Genomic DNA, 16,655 nt, shown 5'->3' on the forward strand with positions numbered 1-16,655 from the left:
TTTACTCCACATCCTGAAATGAGGTAAGGCACAGCTTGCCGCCGCGATCGACCACGCTGGCGGCGAACAGGCGCTTGCGGCCAACGTAGACATCGGTCTGCGGCGGCAGCCGGATCGGCAGTACGCTGCCGACCTGCAGGTCGAGCACCTCGCCCAGCGGCAGCCGCTTTTCCAGCAGCTGTGCGCGCAGGCGCAGGCGCAGCTGTTCGGTGAACGGCAGCGGCTCGCTGCTGGCCACCGCTTCCGGCAGCCGGTCACCGGCCAGCTGTTGCAGCAGGTAGCCGACGCTGTCGTCGTCCAGCCCCAGCGCGATGCGGCCCTGCGCCACGCCGCTGTGGTCGGCCAGTGTCAGCACCGCCTCCCAGCTCGGCTTGTCGCGCAGTGCGAACGACAGGTTGTCGATGCCGTCGCCGGCGGCGAGCGCATGGCCGCCGCGCTGCATGCTGGCCAGCAGCAGCTGCGACAGGCGGTTGCCGAGCAGGCGCGCCAGGCGGTGTTCGGTTTCGGTTTCGCGGCTGCTGTCGGCCGTGCCGGCACTGCTGCCGTTGCCGCCGTAGCGGTAGTCGAGGATCTGCAGCAGCAGCTGGCGTTCGATATGCACGGCAAAGGCGCCGCCGCCCCAGCGGTGCCAGGTGCGGCGCGGCTCATCCTGCGGCGCGTCGCCGGCGACGAGCTGGCTGAGCACGAAGCGGGCGTGGTAGCGCGCGTTCAGTTCGCGCTGCACGAAATCGGCCAGCGCCTGCTGCAGGGTGCGCAAGTACACGGGCAGCAGGTGGAACGGGCGGCCCAGGGTTGCGGTGGCAACGGGGGGCAGTCGCGCGCCGTCGGCTGGAGCAAGAATTCTGGACTTGGGCATGGCGGGTCGGTTTCAGGTGGCGGTATCGGGCTGGCCGGCGGGCAGTTGTCGCCGCGACGCACTGATGGAAGCCGCATCTTACTGAATGCCCTCCGGGCGGAAGGGTGAAAATTCACATAACGATCTGTGAAAATTTACACGGTTCATTGGTAAGTGCACGTTTAAACTGCGCCACGTTCCAATCCTTCCTGCTGCCGGCCCGGACAGGGCTTTCCGCCCGCTGCCGCCACGGCGCAGGCAAACGCTTCTGGTGAGAGAGAGCATGGCAATTAACCTTGATCTGCTGATCGCTGCCGATCAGCAGCAGATCGCCAAAGACATGGGCGCGCTGTCGCACATCGCGGCGGCCTCGCCGCTGGAGACGGGCAGTGCCGATACCGCGGTCAGTTTCTCCGGCGCGATGATGAATGCGGTCAGCGAGGTCGATACCCAGAACCGCGTCGCCAGCGACAAGATGGCCGATGTCGACAGCGGCCGCAGCGACGATCTGGTCGGCGCCATGATGCTGAGCCAGGAAGCCAGCCTGTCCTTCTCCATGCTGATGCAGGTCCGTAACAAGGTCGTCGCCGCCGTCGACGACCTGATCAAGATGCCAATCTGACTGGCGGTTCCCCGTGCTGACTCAACTCAAAAACGGCTTTTCCGGCCTGCGGGCCAAAGGCCTGCCCCCGGCGGCGCTGCCCGCCGCCACCTGGCGTTACCTGTTGCCGCTGCTGATGCTGGCGCTGGCCTTGACCGTGCTGGTGGTGGTCTACCTGTGGCACGACGACGCCAGCTACAAGCCGGTGTTCGGCGAACAGGAAAAGGTGTCCGCCGCCGACATGATGGCGGTGCTCGACGCCGAGAAAATCCCCTATCGCCTGCATCCGCAGAGCGGCCAGGTGCTGGTGCCGGAGGCGCAGCTGGGCCGCGTGCGTATGCAGCTGGCCGGCAAGGGCGTGGTGGCGCAGCTGCCGGCCGGGCTGGAGCTGCTGGACAACAATGACCCGCTGGGCGTCAGCCAGTTCGTGCAGGACGTGCGCTTCCGCCGCGGCCTGGAGGGCGAGCTGGTACAGAGCATCCTGGCGCTGGAGCCGGTGCGCGCCGCGCGCGTGCACCTGTCGCTGCCGAAAAGCAGCGCCTTCGTCGGCGCCAGCGAGGACAAGGGTTCGGCCTCGGTGGTGGTGACGCTGAAGGCGGGGCAGAGCCTGAGCAACGAACAGGTGTCCGCCATCGTCAAGCTGGTGTCCGGCAGCGTGTCCACGCTGGACCCGGCCCGAGTGACGCTGGTCGACCAGGCCGGCAACCTGCTGTCGGCGCGGCTGACGCTGGCCGAGGGCGGCATCGCGCTGAACGAGAGTGACAACGAGCGCCGCCACCGCGAGCAGGCGCTGGAAAACGTGCGCGCGCTGCTGGCGCCGGTGGTCGGCGCCGACAACTTCCGCGTCAGCATCGCCGCCGAAGTCGACAACGACCGCATCAACGAAACGCGCGAGAAGTACGGCGAGGCACCGAAGGTGACCAACGAGGCCTCGCGCGAGGAAAAGAGCAACGAAAAGGCGGCGCTGGGCATCCCCGGCTCGCTGTCCAACCTGCCGATCGACACCGATGCCTCGATGCCGGCGGCCGAGGGTTCCGCGGTCAGCAAGAACGCGGTCACCCGCCAGTACGCCTACGACCGCAGCATCATGCAGATCCAGCATGCGCGCGGCGAATTGTCCCGTCTCAGCGTGGCGGTGGTGCTGAACGAGGGCGCGGCGCCGAACGGCCGGGCGTGGACGCCTGCGCAGCTGGCCGGCATCGACAAGCTGCTGCGCGGCGGACTCGGCATCAAGGCCGAACGCGGCGACGCGCTGGTGCTGTCGGCACTGGCCTTTCCGGCACAGGCGGCGCCGCTGCCGTGGTGGGAGGAGGGCGGCGTGTGGCTGCCGACCGCGCTGTCGTGGGCCGGTTACGCCATCAGCGGCCTGCTGCTGTACCTGCTGCTGGCGCGGCCGCTGTTGAAGCTGCTGCGGCAAAGGTTGGCCGCACCGTTGCCGGCGGCACTGCCGGTGGCGTTTGCCAGCCCCGAGCCGCTGCTGCTGACCCCGGACGACACGCCGCAGCCGGCCCCGGCCGACGAGCGCGCCGCGGTGGCGGCGCTGCCCGACCCGACGGCGGCACGCAGCGGCAGCACCGTGGTGCCGCTGCTGGAGAACTACGATCTGCCGCCGGCCGGTTCCAGCGTCGACGTGCTGGTCGATCACCTGAAGCATCTGGCGGCGAAAGAGCCGGAGCGCGTCGCCGAAGTCGTCAAACAATGGGTACAGAAAAATGGACGAACTCAATAAGTCCGACCTGCTGCACAACGCGGCGGCCAGTGCCGGTGTCGCGCTGGGCAACGCGGAAGGCATGACGCCGCTGGAACAGGCCGCCATCCTGCTGCTGTGCATGGGCGAGGAGCCGGCATCGGCGGTGCTGCGCTGCCTGTCGCGCGAGGAGTTGCTGGCGGTGACGCAGGAGATGTCGTCGCTGAGCGGCATCAAGGTCGACGCGGTGAAGACCAGCATCCAGAAGTTCTTCGACGAATACCGCGAGCAGAGCGGGGTACACGGCGCCAGCCGCGCCTTCCTCAAGCGCTCGCTGGACCTGGCGCTGGGCAGCGACATCGCCAACAGCGTGCTCAACAATATCTACGGCGACGCCATCCGCCCGAAAATGGCGCGCCTGCAGTGGGTGTCGCCGAAGTGGCTGGCCGATCGCATCGCCGGCGAACACGTGCGCATGCAGGCGGTGTTCCTCGCCTTCCTGCCGCCGGCGCTGGCCGGGCAGGTGGTCGACGCGCTGCCGCAGGACAGCCGCGACCTGGTGCTGGTCAACATCGCGCGGCTGAAGGACATCGACCGCGAACTGCTGCAGGAGCTGGAGGAGCTGGTCAACAGCTGCCTGGACAGCCTGCACACGCAAAGCACGCTGGTGGAAGGCATGCAGCAGACCGCCGACATCATCAACCGCCTGCCGGGTGACCGCGCGCGCATGATCGAGCTGCTGCGCGGCCACGATCCGGAGATCGTCAACGAGATCGAGGCGCGCATGTACGACTTCTTCATCCTGTCGCGGCAGACCGAGACCGTGCTGCTGCGCCTGACCGAGGAAGTGCCGCTGGAAATGTGGGCGATCGCGCTGAAGGGCGCCGAGCCGGCGGTCAGCCTGGCCATCACCCAGACCATGCCGCGCCGCCAGGCGCAGGCGTTCGAGGCGATGATGCGCCGCTCCGGCCCGGTGCCGCTCAGCCGCGTCGAGGAAGTGCGCCGCGACATCATGGCGCAGGTCAAGGCGCTGGCCGAGGCCGGCGAGATCGACCTGCAGCTGTTCGCCGAGGAAGTCGTCGAGTGAACCCGTGGCGTCCCTACCGCTTTCCGCCGCTCATGGCGGCCCAGCTCGGCGCCCTGGCGGCCGCCGAGCCCGGCTCGGCGCAGGCTTCCGCCGCCGACGGCTTTCGCCAGGGCATGGACCTCGGTTACGGCGAGGGCTACGCCAGTGGCGAGAGCGCCGGCAAGCAGGCCGGCTTTGACGCCGGCCTCGCCGCCGGGCGCGAACAGGGCCGTCGCGAGGCGATGCAGCAGGTGCTGGCCCAGTTCGACGGCGCGGCGCGGCCGCTGGACGCCGCCACCGCCGCCATGGAGCGCTGCCGCGTCGACTACCAGAGCGCGCTGCGCGAGGACGTGATCAACCTGGTGGCCAAGGTGGCGCGGCAGGTGATCCGCTGCGAGCTGACGCTGAAACCGGCGCAGATCCTCGACCTGGTGGAAGAAACGTTGGCCGCACTGCCGCCGCGCGCCGGCGAGGTGGAAATCCTGCTCAACAGCGAGGAATACCAGCGCATCCGCGAGCTGGCACCGGAACGTGCCAGCCGCTGGGCGCTGCGCCCGGACAGCACGCTGGCGCAGGGCGAGTGCCGCATCCGCAGCGCCGACAGCGACATCGACGCCGGCTGCGAGCAACGCCTCGGCGCCTGCGTCGAGCGCCTGCGCGAACAATTGAGTGCCGACAGCGCGCTGCCGCTGCCGGCGGGAGACGACTGAGATGCTGCGCGACGCGCTGGCGCGGCTGGACCTGTCCGACGTGCCGCTGGCCACCGTCACCGGCAAGCTGGTCGGCGCCTCCGGCCTGCTGCTGGAGAGCATCGGCTGTCCGCTGCAAACCGGGCAGCGCTGCCTGATCGAAACCGCCAGCGGCCATTACCTGGAAGCGCAGGTGGTCGGTTTCCGCCGCGAGGTGTCCTACCTGATGCCGTTCAAGAAGCCGGTCGGACTGAGCACCGGCGCGCGGGTGATTCCCGCCGCCGACAGCGCCGGGCTGATGATCGGCGACAGCTGGCTGGGGCGCATCGTCAACGGTCTGGGTGAGCCGCTGGACGAACGCGGCCGCCTCGGCGGCGACATGCCGCTGGCGGCGCATCCACCGCAGATCAACCCGCTGCGCAAGCAGCCGGTGGCGCAGCCGCTGGATGTCGGCGTCGCCGCCATCAACGGCCTCTTGACGCTGGGCCGCGGCCAACGTGTCGGCCTGTTCGCCGGCAGCGGCGTCGGCAAGAGCGTGCTCTTGGGCATGATTACCCGCCATACCGAGGCCGAGGTCGTCGTGGTCGGCCTGATCGGCGAGCGCGGCCGCGAGGTGCGCGAATTCGTCGAGCACGCGCTGGGCAAGGACGGCCTCGCCAAGGCGGTGCTGGTGGTGGCGCCGGCCGATGAATCGCCGCTGATGCGGCTGAAGGCGACCGAGCTGTGCCACACCATCGCCGCCCATTTCCGCGATCAGGGCCGCAACGTGCTGCTGCTGGTCGATTCGCTGACCCGCTACGCGATGGCGCAGCGCGAGGTGGCGCTGGCGCTGGGCGAGCCGCCGGCGACGCGCGGCTACCCGCCGTCGGTGTTCGGCATGCTGCCGGCGCTGGCGGAGAGCGCCGGCAACGGCGAGGGCAGCAGCGGCAGCATGACCGCGATCTACACCGTGCTGGCGGAAGGCGACGACCAGCAGGACCCGGTGGTCGATACCGCGCGCGCCATTCTGGACGGCCACATCGTGCTGTCGCGGGCGCTGGCGGAGCAGGGCCACTACCCGGCGATCGATATCGGCGCCTCGGTCAGCCGCTGCATGAGCCAGATCGGCGGCCGGGGGCACCTGGACGCGGCGCGCACGCTGAAGGCGCTGTGGGGCCGCTACCAGGAAATCCGTGGCCTGATCCCGCTCGGCGGCTACGTGCCGGGCGCCGACGCCCAGGCCGACCGCGCGGTACGGCTGATGCCGCAGATCGAACAGCTGCTGTGCCAGCGCGCCGACGACGCCGTCACGCTGCCGCAGGTGATCGCACAACTGGAGGCACTGCTCGCATGATCAAGGCCCGCACCACGCTGCAAAACCTGCAGCAATTGCTGACGCTGAAGGACGCCGACGTGGCGCGCCTGCAGCGCGAAGTCGCCGACAAGCGGCAGCTGCAGGAACGCTACCAGCGCAACATCCAGCGCATGGACGAGCTGTGCCGCCACAGCGGCGCCAGCGGTAGCCGCACGCTGCCGGCGCTGGCGCTCAATTGCGCCGGCTACAAGGACGCGCTGCTGCAGCTGAAACAGTCGCAGCAGCTGGATCTGCAGCTGGCCGAGGCCGATACCGCGGTCAGCCAGCAGGCGCTGCTGGCGGCCAGCCTGCGGCGCGAGGTGCTGATGAGCCTGCAGCAGCGCACCGCCGCTGATCTCGCGCAGCAGCAGCAACGTCAGGAACAGAAGCGCAGCGACGACCAGGCCAGCCTGGCGTGGCTGCGACAGCAGGGGCCGATGTGATTATTCACACTTTTTCAAGCAAACAGCGCGCCGCGTCGCCTTGTCAGGTATTCGCTACGCGTTCGGAGGAACAGGAAAGTGGACATTAATCCGTCACAGATGGCATCGCAGATGGCATCGATCTACATGCAGAGCGCCGAGCAGCAGCTGGCGGCACAGAACAAGACCAGCAAGGCGCGCAGCGACGGCCTCAGCCAGTTGCAGAAGGCACTGCAGGATTTTCGTAGCAGCCTTGCCACCCTGGCCGGCAAGAAAAGCATGCTGGCGATGAGTGCCAGCCTGAGCCGCGACGGCATCGCCACCGCCAGCGCCGGTGCCACCGCGCAGGCCGGTAGCTATTCGCTGTTCGTGGACAAGGTCGCCTCCGCGCACCAGCTGGCGTTCGGCAATATCGGCGGCGTGCCGGCGGCCGAGGGCGGCAGCTTCAGCGTTACGCTGCAGGGCGGCGCCACCTTCAATGTCAGCCTCGCCAGCGCCGACGTCGACGGCGACCTCAGCCTGTCGGCCAGCGAGATCGCGCGCGCCATCAACCAGGCCGCCGACAACCAGGGCAAGGTCAACGCCATGGTGCTGACCGCCGACGGCCAGAGCCGGCTGGTGCTGTCGTCCGCCGCTACCGGCGCCGCCGGCCAGATCAGCCTCGATACCAGCGGTATTGGCAATGCCGCGCTGAAGGCGGCACTGGACGCGCCGACGCAGCTGAGCGCGGCGCAGGACGCGGAAGTGTGGCTGGGGGGCAAGACCACCGGGGTGCTGGTGAAGCAGGCCTCGAATACCTTTACCGCGATCCAGGGCGTGACGCTGACGCTCAGCCGCGCGATGAGCGACGGCGACGCGCTGCTGCAGCTGACGGTGGCGCGCAATGACGGCGACACCGCGGCCAACCTGCAAAGCTTCGTCGACAGCTACAACACGCTGCTGAAATCGCTGGGCACGCTGACCAGCAGCGGCGACGGCAAGACCGCCGCCGGCATCTTCGCCACCGATTCCGGGGTGCGCACCCTGCGCGACCAGCTCAACAACATGGTGCGGCAGAACATCGGCGGCGTGCGCCTGGCGGAGATGGGCGTCAGCGCCAGCCGCGATGGCAGCCTGACGCTGGACCGCAGCAAGCTGACCAAGCTATTGCAGGACAAGCCGGCGGCGCTGGACAGCTTCTTCAGCGACAGCAACGGCGACGGCCTGATCAAGTCGGTGCGCGGCTACCTCGACCAGTGGCTGAGCAGCACCAAGGGCGTGATCACGCAGCGCCGCGACTCCATCACCCGCACGCAGAACGATCTGGACAAGCGCCAGATCCGCCTCGAAGCCGAATACCAGCAGGTGTACCAGCGCTATCTGGGGCAGTACTCGCGCCTGCAGGCGATGCAGAGCCAGATGAGCAGCACGCTGGACAGCCTCAACAACTACTTCGCCCAGAACCAATAAGGACCGCCGCCATCGTGGACTACGACGCTTACCGCAGCTATCACGCTGTCAACCTGGAATCGCAAACCGCCACCGCCTCGCCGGTGCAGCTGGTGCTGGTGCTGTTTGACGGCCTGCTGGAAGAGCTGGCGCGGGCGCGTGGCCACCTGGAGCAGCAGCGCTACGAGCAGAAGGGCGACAGCATCAGCAAGTGCATCAACATCCTGGGTGGCCTGTCCAGCGCGCTGGACAGCGACCACGGCGGCGAGGTGGTGACCAATCTGGCGCGGCTGTACGACTACTGCGTGTTCCGCCTCTACCACGCCAGCATCGAGCTGGATCTGGCGGCGCTGGACGAGGTGGTGCAGCTGCTGCACACGCTGAAGGGCGGCTGGATGGGGGTACAGGAACAGCATGCCGCGCTTTGACGTCACCGCCTTCGGCCAGCAGCTGCAGCAGGCGGTGGCAAGCCGCGACTGGGATGCGTTGCAGCGCCTCGATCGCGCGCTGGCCGCGCAGCTGCCGCAAGCGCCAAGGCTGCGCCCGGACGAGGTGGCGCAGCTGCAGCAGTTCTACCAGGCGCTGCTGTGCGAGATCGGCAGCGCGCTGCAGCAATCGGAACAGGACATGGCGCGCTGCCTGCAGCAGCGCGAGCAGAGTCTTGCCTACGCCAACGTCAGCGAATTTGCGGAACAACCATGAACAGCACCCTCCTGGCGCCTGCCGCCCCCGTTCCTGCCAGCACCCCCGCGACCGCGGTGGTGGCCGCGGCCTTGCCGTCTGTCGCTGCCGGCAGCAGCGGCCCGTCGCTGTTTGCGCTGCTGATGGGCGGCCTGCCGGCCACCGACGGCGAACCCGCGACCGACACGGCTGCGCCCGAGGTGGCGACGGCCGCTGCGCCGGCGCCGCTTGCAGCCACCGCGTTGCCATTCGGCCCGCTGCCATTGCCGGCGGAGAGCACACCGGCACCGGCTACCGACACGGCGGCCACGCCGGGCGGCGCTAGCGCCGGGCTGACGCCTGCCGTCGCTGCCGGCGTGCCGGCATCCCCTGAGCCGGCTGTGCCAGTGGCGCTTGCCCCGCTGCCGCGCGGTGCGGCACCGGTCGCGCTTGCCCCGCTGACGCTTGGCGCGGCACCGGCGCTGGCGACGATGCCGGGCAGCCTGCTTGCGGCCAACGTTGGCCGCAACGGCGGCGTGAGCGGCGACGGCAACGCGAGCAGTACGGTGCCTGCCACCGACGGCAGCGAGCTGGCGGCGGTGGCGGTGGCCGACGCGGCGGCCAGTACGCCGCTGCCGGCCGAGCCGCGGCTGCTGGCTGGCGGCGTGCCCGCGTTGCCAGTGCCGGCGCACGAACTGGGCAAGCCACCGGCGGCCGCGGCGGCGCTGCCGGAGTGGGCGCCGCTGTCGGTCGACGACGGTAGCGCGGGCGCTCAGGGCGGTGCCTTGCACCAGCTGCTGGCGCAGCGGCTGGCGGTGCAGTCCAGCCACGGCATCGACCGCGCGCTGATCCGCCTCGACCCGCCATCGTTCGGCTCGCTGGAAATCGCGCTGCGCCACGAGGGTGGCCACCTGACGGTACAGCTGACCGCCAGCAACGGCGACATGGCGCGCCAGCTGCAGGGCATCGGCGAGCTGCTGCGCCAGGAGCTGGGCAACCGCCAGTTCCAGTCGGTGCAGCTGGAGGTGCGCCACGGCGCCGGTGACGGTCACGGCGGGCAGCAGCAGGGACGGCGCGAGCCGGAGCAGCAGGCGAGCCCGGGGCGCGCGCTGCAGCTGGCGGCAGAAGATGACGGATTTGGCCTGGCAGGTTATCAGGCAGGAGCAGAGGCATGAAAAGCAAAACGGTGGTGATTTTCCTGGTCAGCATGCTGCTGACGCTGTTGCTGGGCGGCGGTGCCACCTACTGGTGGCTGCAGCAGCAGGGCGGCGCGGCCCTGAGCAGCCCGCTGCGCGAGCCGGTGGCCACGGAGGCGGCCGAGCCGGCGACGCCGAAGCGCTACCTCACCCTCGACAAGATCATCGTGATGCTGCGCGAGGCGGGGCAGGACGAGCTGCACTACATGTCGATCGACCTGGTGTTCCGCACCGACAACGAGCAGCAGGCGCAGGTGAAGGAACAGCTGCCCTTGCTGAAGAGCATCGCGGTACGCGCGCTGTCGCAGCTGACGCGCACGCAGGCGGCGGCGATGAGCGTGGACGAATTCCAGGCCCTGCTGCTGCAGCACTACAGCGCGGCCTACCGCAAGGACCAGCAGCCGCAGCCGTTCAGCGACGTGATGGTCAGCAAGCTGATCGTCGAGTAAGCGATGAGCGCGGCCTACGCCTTGTTCGAGACGCCGGCGCTGGACGAGGGCGCCATCATCGCCCGCCATGCGCCGCTGGTGAAGCGCGCGGTACGGCAGCTGTCGTCGCAGGTCGGCGCGGTGCTGGAGCGCGAGGACATGGAGCAGGTCGGCCTGCTGGCGCTGCTGGAGGCGGCGCGGCGCTACGGCGAGCCGGACGAGCAGTTCACCGGCTTTGCCATGCTGCGCATCCGCGGGGCGATTCTCGACGAATTGCGGCGCCTGGACTGGCGGCCGCGCAGCGTGCGCCAGGATGCGCACCGCCTGCGCGACGGCTGGCGCGCGCTGACACGGCAGCTGGGGCGCGAGCCGTCGGAGCGCGAGGCGGCCGCAGCGCTGGGTATCGGCCTGGACGAGGTGCAGGCGCTGCTGCTGGCGGAAAACGCCGAGGCGATGCACAGCTTTGACGAGATCGTCGCCAACGGCGGCGATGTCGGCGACGAGCGCGCGCCGGAGCAGCAGATGCAGCTGCGCATCGCGCTGGCGTCGGCACTGCAGCACCTGGCGCCGCGCGAGCAGCAGGTGATCCAGCTGTACTACGAGCACGAGCTGAGCCTGAAGGAAATCGCGCTGGTGCTGGAGCTGACCGAGGCGCGGGTGTGCCAGATCAACAAGGCGGCACTGAAGAAGATGAAAAACTGCCTGGCGGCCGCGCCCGACTGAGGGCCAGCGCCGGGTCTTGCTTAACAGGGAAGGATCAACATGCAGCTCATCCTGGGCATCGGCATCGTGCTGGTGTGTGTATTTGGCGGCTTCATGCTGCATGGCGGCTCGATGGCGGTGATCTGGCAGCCGGTGGAGCTGCTGATCATCTGCGGCGCGGCGCTGGGGGCACTGGTGCTGGGCAACCCCAAGCACGTGCTGGTGGAGATGCTGGGCCAGATCAGGCGCATCGTGATGCGCAAGAAACATGGCGCCGAATTCCAGCGCCAGCTGCTGCTGCTGATGTACGAGCTGCTGATCACCGCGAGCCAAGGGCTGAAGGCGCTGGACGAGCACGTGGAATCGCCACGGCAGAGCCCGCTGTTCAACCGCTACCCGCTGGTGCTGCAGCAGCCGAAACTGCTGGCCTTCATCGTCGACAACTTCCGGTTGATGGCGATGGGCAAGATCAACGCCCACGAGCTGGAGGGCGTGCTGGACCAGGAGATCGACGCCATCCACGAGGAGCTGAACCAGCCGTCGAAATCGCTGCACAAGATCGGCGAGGCGATGCCCGGCTTCGGCATCCTGGCGGCGGTGCTCGGCATCGTGATGGCGATGAACAGCGTCAGCGAGGGCGCCAGCGCCGGCGAGATCAGCCAGAAGGTGGCGGCGGCGATGGTGGGCACCTTCATCGGCATTTTCTTCTGCTACGGCGTGCTCGACCCGTTGAGCAACGTGATGCACCAGCAGGTGAAGGAGGAACTGTCCAACTTCGAATCGGTGAAGGTGGTGCTGACCACCCACGCCGCCGGCAAGCCGCCGCTGTTGGCGATCGACGCCGGCCGCCGCCTGGTGCAGCTCAATACCAAGCCCAGCTTTTCGCAGCTGGAGTCGTGGATCAATGCGCTGGAAGGCGTGTGAGGCATAGCGCGCAATGAGTGCACTGAAACACCGCGAGCAGCACGAGGGCACGGTCATCAAGAAGGTGGCGCGGCGCGAGGAGGACGGCGGCCACGGTGGCGCGTGGAAGGTGGCATTTGCCGACTTCGTGCTGGCGCTGATGTGCCTGTTCCTGGTGCTGTGGGTGCTGGCGGCGCGCGAACAGGAAAACCTGGAACAGCTGCTGCGCGACGGCGGCGGCAAGCCGACCGCGGAAGGCACCAACTACCGCATCGAGCACCAGGGCACGCCGCCGGGCAGCCTGATCCCGCGCGAACTGGTGCCGGGGCTGAGCAGCACGCAGCCGAGCGCGGACAGCCGGCTGAAGACCACCGGCTTCCCGACGGTGCTGGACGGCGACGGCCGCCGCGTGCGGCAGAAGCTGGAATCGCCGGCGGCGCTGAACCAGCTGGCGCAGATGCTGGCGTCGATGTCGAAACAGGCCGGGCTGGAGAGCAACCTGCAGCTGGTGGTGACGCCGCAGGGGCTGCGCGTGATGCTGCACGACACCGAGCGCGAGGGCATGTTCGAGCGCGGCAGTGCCATCATCAACCGCCGCTTCAAGGGGCTTCTGCAGGAGATGGGGCAGCTGCTGTCTTCGCTCGACAACCAGCTGCTGGTGATCGGCCACACCGACGCCATGCAGTACCGCAGCGCCGGCAATACCGCGCTGTCGAACTGGAGCCTGTCCGCCAACCGCGCGATGAGCGCGCGGCTGCATCTGCTCGATGGCGGCCTGCGCAAGGAGAGCGTGCTGCAGGTGGTGGGCATGGCCGACCGCGCGCCGCTGGACAAGCGGCAACCGACCGCGGCGCACAACCGCCGCATCGAGCTGCTGGTGCTGACACCGGCGCAGGCGGACAGCATCAGCGCCATGTTCGGCTCGCCGCAAGCGGCGGGTGCCACCGAAAAACGCAGCGAAATCAGCGTGACGCCCAACCCCGATCTGGACATGCTGCGCGCCAAGATGAACAACCCCGGCTGACGACGCAAGCCCTTGTTGCGGCAAGAAAAAACCCGGCCTCGTGCCGGGTTTATTTATTGCGGCTAACACATTGTCGTGGCGCGATCGCGGCATTTATCGAGATTGTAAACATTGTGTGTCTAATTGACGGGTTGATTGGTAATATTTACAATCAAATCACAATATCAAAAACGACCCCGCCGGAAGATCCCGGCCGGGAACGCAACCCCGTAATGCACACTGTAGGAAGAAGTGAAGAAATGAACCTGGACGACATCAAGGCGCAGTTGGCCGCAACCGATTTTTTTGCCGACCAGTCCCCCGTGGTTTTGGACAGAGTGATCGACCATGCCATTTCCCTGCGCGTGCGCAAGGGCGAGTACGTGTTCCAGGAAGGGCAGACCGTGTCCGCCATCTACCTGGTGGTCAGCGGCCGCCTGCAGGCGCACGTCTCGGACAGCGCCAACCGCAAGTACGTGCTGATGTTCAACAACCCCGGCGAGCTGATGGGCGAGGTGTCCTACCTTGACGGCGGCCCCTGTGCCTGGAGCGCGATGGCGGAGGAGGACTGCCTGCTGTTCAAGTTCAACCGCAATGACCTGATCAGCATTTTCGGCACCGCCGACGGCCTGCCCAGCGACACGGTGCGCAACCAGATCCTGATGCGGCTGGCCGGCATGGTGCGCCGCATCTCGGCGTCGGCCAAAAGCCTGGCGCTGCTTGATGTCTACGGTCGCATCCGCCTGCTGTTCAACGATTACACCGTGACCCGTGACGGCGTGATGCAGCTGCAAAAAACCTTTACCCAGCAGGAAATCGCCGACCTGATCGGCTCCTCGCGCGAGATGGTGGCGCGCATCTTGAAGGAACTGGTGTTCGGCCGTTACATCACCATGGAAAACCGCCGCATCGTGCTGCTGAAGATGCTGCCGGAGAACTTCTGAGCCGGCGCCGCCGCCGATTTAAGTTTTCCGCCGCGACGGTCGTCCTTTACTGGATAACCGTCTTATTCCTGTCCGAGGCCGACATGCGCATCACCCCACTCCGTCCCGAACTGCGTGACAACGCAATCCAGTCCGACCGCAGCCAGGCGCCGGCCGCCAGCGGCAAGGCCGCGGTCGCGCCGCTGCCGGCTGCCCAGCCGTTGAGCCAGGCTGCCGGCGTGCTGCAGGCGCTGCCGGAGGTCGACCTCGACAAGGTGGCCGCGGTGCGTGCCGCGCTGGCGCGCGGCGAAATCAGCCTCGACGCACACAAGCTGGCGGCCACCATCGCCGCCTATCACCGGGGCTGAGCATGACGGCGAAGGCGCAGTGGCGACAGTTGCTGCAGGACATCCACAGCGATCTGGGCGATTACCGGCAGCTGCAGCTGGCGCTGGAGCAGCAGTTTTCCGCCGCGCTGGGGCACGACGCGGCGGCGCTGTCCTGCTACGCCGATCGCATCGGCCAGCTGGTGACGCAGCTGCAGCAACGCCGCCTGCGCCGCGAACAGCTGGCGCGGGCGCTGCTGGCCGGCAACGTTGGCCGCAAGCCGTCGCTGATGGCGCTGTTCGCGCTGCTGCCGGAGCCGGCACGCCAGCGCTGCCAGCAACAGTGGCAGGCGCTGCAGGCGCTGGCGGCCGACTGCAAGCAGCTCAACGAGCGCAACGGCCAGCTGCTGCTCAACCAGCACGAGTGCTACCAGCGCGTCCTGTTTGGCGAAAGCGATACCTATGCTGCACCCTGATTTCCGTATCAACTCCCCGGCCATGACGCCCTCCGCCAGCAGCATCGCGCCGGCGGCGGATGGCGGCCAGTTCGCCGCCGTGTTCCGCGACACGCGGCAGGAGATCGTGGCGCTGATCGACCAGGGCTTTCCGGCCGGCGACGAGGCGCTGACGCCGCAAGGGCTGCTGCTGCGGCAGCGGGCGCAGGCGGCCGCAGCGCCGCTGGCGGTGGATGGCAATCATCTCGACGCGCAGCAGCAGGCGTTTCTCGGCGACATCCTGCCGCACGCGCAGAAGGCGGCGCGCGCGCTGGGGGTGTCGCCCGACATCATCGCCGCGCACGCGGCACTGGAATCCGGCTGGGGACAGGCACCGCTGCGCCGTGCCGACGGCTCCAGCAGTCACAACCTGTTCGGCATCAAGGCCGGCCAGGGCTGGCGCGGCGAGCGCATCGCCGCGCTGACCACCGAACACCAGGACGGGGTGGACGTGAAGCAGGTGGCGCCGTTCCGCGCCTACGCCGACTACGACGGCGCCTTTGCTGACTACGTCAGCCTGCTGTCGTCGTCGCCGCGCTTCAAGGCGGTGCAGGGCGTGGGCAGCGATGCCGCCGCCTTTGCCGCGGTGCTGGCCCGCGGCGGTTACGCCACCGATCCCGCCTACGCCAGCAAGCTGCAGCAGACCGTCAGCCGCCTGCGCGGCCCGGCCTGAACCCGGCTCGCCGCCGCGATGGCGGCGGCGTGGCAACGCCGGCCGGTCGCGTCGCCGGCCCTGCGTGTTACTGGCTGATTTCCGGGCTGACCACGCCGGTATCGATGACGCGGGCGCGGATCACCTTGCCGCTGTTGCCGTTCTTCACCCGTACCCACTCGTCCTTGCCGGCGGTTTCCAGCGCCGTGCCCGCCACCTCGACGCGGATGCCTTCCTGTTCGGCGACGATCGCCACCGCCATGCCGCGTTTCACCAGTGGCGCCGTTTCCAGCAGCAGGCCGCGCAGCGGCGTGCCCTGGCGGATCTGCGTCTTGCTGCGCAGGCCGTCCAGCGCCGCGTCCGGCGCCAGCAGCGGCTGCGGGCTGCGCAGCGTCACGCGCTGCTCGCTGACGTCGGCCGTGCTCAGCGCCTGGCCGGGGGCGATGTCCCTGGCCGCGGCCAGTGCCAGGCCGCTGACTTCGGCGCGGAACAGGTAGCCGATCTCGCCGGCGCCCTGGCAGCGCACCCGTACCCGCACGCGGCCGAGCTGGCTGTCGCTGCCGATCTCGGCCACGGGCTTGCCGAGGCAGCTGCCCGGCGCCAGGCGGGCGGGCAGCGCTTGCAGCCGTACTTGCGGTGCGCGCAGGCCGCTGGCGGCGGCCTGTTGCAGCAGCCATTGCTGTGCACTCTGCTGCGCCAGCTCGGCCGCTGTGGCTGCCTGCGCGGCCGGAGACAGCAGGCTGCCGGCGCTGGCCAGCAGCAGGCCTGCCGTGCGCCACAGCGCGGCCGGCGGGCGGTTTGTGAATATTGCCATTGGCTCGGTCTTGGTAATTATTACGTGTACTTGCGGTAGGACGATTAATTAGTATCGCCTTATAACTGGTGGCCGGATTGTCAATCATTGCCACCATATCCATCTTAAGAGAACCGCAAGAGGTGTGGCAATGGGCTTCAGTCTGAGTCAGGCGCTGAGCGTGCATCCGGAGGCGCTGAAACTGCGTGCCGAGCGTACCAAGGTACTGGCATCCAATATCGCCAACGAAAGCACCCCCGGCTACCAGGCGCGGGATTTCGATTTCCGCAGCGCCCTTGCCGAATCCGACACCGGCGGCGGCCTGCTGCTGCAAACCGACGGCGGCGAGCTGGCGTACCGCACGCCCAATCATCCGTCGCGGGACGGCAATACCGTGGAGCTGGGCGTGGAGCAGGCCGAGTTCGCGCAGAACGTCGCCGATTTCCAGGTCAGCCTGACTTTTCTCAACATGAAATACAAGGGGCTGGCAAAAGTGATTGCCGGGCAATAAACC

21 protein-coding genes are annotated in these 16,655 nt (G+C 68.4%); 19 read left to right on the top strand and 2 right to left on the bottom strand.

Annotation, left to right across the window (positions count from 1 at the left end; genetic code table 11):
- Position 1: 1 nt before the first annotated feature.
- Positions 2–856 carry a FliM/FliN family flagellar motor switch protein gene (locus NOM55_RS05300; RefSeq protein ID WP_255907783.1) on the bottom strand — a complete coding sequence of 285 codons (855 nt, stop codon included), beginning with the start codon at positions 854–856 and terminating at the stop codon, positions 2–4.
- A 262-nt stretch (positions 857–1,118) separates the two neighbouring features.
- Between NOM55_RS05300 and NOM55_RS05305 the strand changes: the two genes are divergently transcribed.
- The 18 genes from NOM55_RS05305 to NOM55_RS05390 all read left to right on the top strand — a co-directional run bounded on the left by NOM55_RS05305 (position 1,119) and on the right by NOM55_RS05390 (position 15,369).
- A complete protein-coding gene (locus tag NOM55_RS05305) occupies positions 1,119–1,457 on the top strand; it encodes a flagellar hook-basal body complex protein FliE (protein WP_047968386.1) in 339 nt (112 codons plus the stop codon).
- Between the two features lie 13 nt (positions 1,458–1,470).
- Positions 1,471–3,165: a flagellar basal-body MS-ring/collar protein FliF gene (gene fliF / locus NOM55_RS05310; RefSeq protein WP_255907784.1), complete on the top strand. Its 1,695-nt coding sequence runs from the start codon at positions 1,471–1,473 to the stop codon at positions 3,163–3,165.
- Positions 3,149–4,210, top strand: a complete 1,062-nt coding sequence (locus tag NOM55_RS05315) for a flagellar motor switch protein FliG (protein WP_255907785.1) — start codon at positions 3,149–3,151, stop codon at positions 4,208–4,210. The genes fliF and NOM55_RS05315 overlap by 17 nt, the downstream gene beginning before the upstream one ends.
- Positions 4,207–4,899, top strand: a complete 693-nt coding sequence (gene fliH / locus NOM55_RS05320) for a flagellar assembly protein FliH (RefSeq protein ID WP_255907786.1) — start codon at positions 4,207–4,209, stop codon at positions 4,897–4,899. Before NOM55_RS05315 ends, fliH begins: the two co-directional genes overlap by 4 nt.
- A 1-nt stretch (position 4,900) precedes the next feature.
- Positions 4,901–6,211 carry a flagellar protein export ATPase FliI gene (gene fliI / locus NOM55_RS05325; RefSeq protein WP_255907787.1) on the top strand — a complete coding sequence of 437 codons (1,311 nt, stop codon included), beginning with the start codon at positions 4,901–4,903 and terminating at the stop codon, positions 6,209–6,211.
- Positions 6,208–6,654 carry a flagellar FliJ family protein gene (locus NOM55_RS05330; protein WP_120810518.1) on the top strand — a complete coding sequence of 149 codons (447 nt, stop codon included), beginning with the start codon at positions 6,208–6,210 and terminating at the stop codon, positions 6,652–6,654. Before fliI ends, NOM55_RS05330 begins: the two co-directional genes overlap by 4 nt.
- A 78-nt stretch (positions 6,655–6,732) precedes the next feature.
- Positions 6,733–8,082: a flagellar filament capping protein FliD gene (gene fliD, locus NOM55_RS05335; RefSeq protein ID WP_370687861.1), complete on the top strand. Its 1,350-nt coding sequence runs from the start codon at positions 6,733–6,735 to the stop codon at positions 8,080–8,082.
- A 14-nt stretch (positions 8,083–8,096) separates the two neighbouring features.
- Complete coding sequence (gene fliS, locus NOM55_RS05340; RefSeq protein ID WP_255907788.1) at positions 8,097–8,489, top strand: flagellar export chaperone FliS; 393 nt, start codon at positions 8,097–8,099, stop codon at positions 8,487–8,489.
- Positions 8,476–8,763: a 13E12 repeat family protein gene (locus NOM55_RS05345; protein ID WP_255907789.1), complete on the top strand. Its 288-nt coding sequence runs from the start codon at positions 8,476–8,478 to the stop codon at positions 8,761–8,763. Before fliS ends, NOM55_RS05345 begins: the two co-directional genes overlap by 14 nt.
- Positions 8,760–9,896 (top strand): flagellar hook-length control protein FliK, encoded by a 1,137-nt coding sequence (locus NOM55_RS05350; RefSeq protein ID WP_255907790.1) that lies wholly within the window; start codon positions 8,760–8,762, stop codon positions 9,894–9,896. Before NOM55_RS05345 ends, NOM55_RS05350 begins: the two co-directional genes overlap by 4 nt.
- Positions 9,893–10,366 (top strand): flagellar basal body-associated protein FliL, encoded by a 474-nt coding sequence (fliL, locus tag NOM55_RS05355; RefSeq protein WP_255907791.1) that lies wholly within the window; start codon positions 9,893–9,895, stop codon positions 10,364–10,366. The genes NOM55_RS05350 and fliL overlap by 4 nt, the downstream gene beginning before the upstream one ends.
- 3 nt (positions 10,367–10,369) lie before the next feature.
- Entirely contained in the window at positions 10,370–11,068 is a 699-nt protein-coding gene (locus NOM55_RS05360; protein ID WP_255907792.1) for a FliA/WhiG family RNA polymerase sigma factor, read from the top strand.
- A gap of 39 nt (positions 11,069–11,107) precedes the next feature.
- Positions 11,108–11,971, top strand: coding sequence for a flagellar motor stator protein MotA (gene motA / locus NOM55_RS05365; RefSeq protein WP_047966889.1), 864 nt, complete (start codon positions 11,108–11,110; stop codon positions 11,969–11,971).
- Positions 11,972–11,984: 13 nt separating this feature from the next.
- Complete coding sequence (locus tag NOM55_RS05370; protein ID WP_255907793.1) at positions 11,985–12,974, top strand: flagellar motor protein MotB; 990 nt, start codon at positions 11,985–11,987, stop codon at positions 12,972–12,974.
- A 239-nt stretch (positions 12,975–13,213) separates the two neighbouring features.
- Positions 13,214–13,897: a Crp/Fnr family transcriptional regulator gene (locus NOM55_RS05375; protein ID WP_255907794.1), complete on the top strand. Its 684-nt coding sequence runs from the start codon at positions 13,214–13,216 to the stop codon at positions 13,895–13,897.
- Positions 13,898–13,980: 83 nt separating this feature from the next.
- Positions 13,981–14,244 (top strand): flagellar biosynthesis anti-sigma factor FlgM, encoded by a 264-nt coding sequence (flgM, locus tag NOM55_RS05380; protein WP_255907795.1) that lies wholly within the window; start codon positions 13,981–13,983, stop codon positions 14,242–14,244.
- Between the two features lie 2 nt (positions 14,245–14,246).
- On the top strand, positions 14,247–14,678 hold the full coding sequence (gene flgN / locus NOM55_RS05385; protein ID WP_255907796.1) for a flagellar export chaperone FlgN: 432 nt from the start codon (positions 14,247–14,249) through the stop codon (positions 14,676–14,678).
- Positions 14,665–15,369, top strand: coding sequence for a glucosaminidase domain-containing protein (locus NOM55_RS05390; protein WP_255907797.1), 705 nt, complete (start codon positions 14,665–14,667; stop codon positions 15,367–15,369). The genes flgN and NOM55_RS05390 overlap by 14 nt, the downstream gene beginning before the upstream one ends.
- Positions 15,370–15,436: 67 nt before the next feature.
- Here NOM55_RS05390 and flgA read toward each other — a convergent pair whose 3' ends face one another.
- Positions 15,437–16,162, bottom strand: coding sequence for a flagellar basal body P-ring formation chaperone FlgA (flgA, locus tag NOM55_RS05395; RefSeq protein WP_255907798.1), 726 nt, complete (start codon positions 16,160–16,162; stop codon positions 15,437–15,439).
- 130 nt (positions 16,163–16,292) lie between these two features.
- Here flgA and flgB point away from each other — a divergent pair, with 130 nt between their 5' ends.
- On the top strand, positions 16,293–16,652 hold the full coding sequence (gene flgB, locus NOM55_RS05400) for a flagellar basal body rod protein FlgB (RefSeq protein WP_047966882.1): 360 nt from the start codon (positions 16,293–16,295) through the stop codon (positions 16,650–16,652).
- The last annotated feature ends 3 nt before the right edge of the window (positions 16,653–16,655 follow it).

This window comes from Vogesella sp. AC12 (genome assembly GCF_024437575.1).
GTDB lineage: Bacteria > Pseudomonadota > Gammaproteobacteria > Burkholderiales > Chromobacteriaceae > Vogesella > Vogesella indigofera.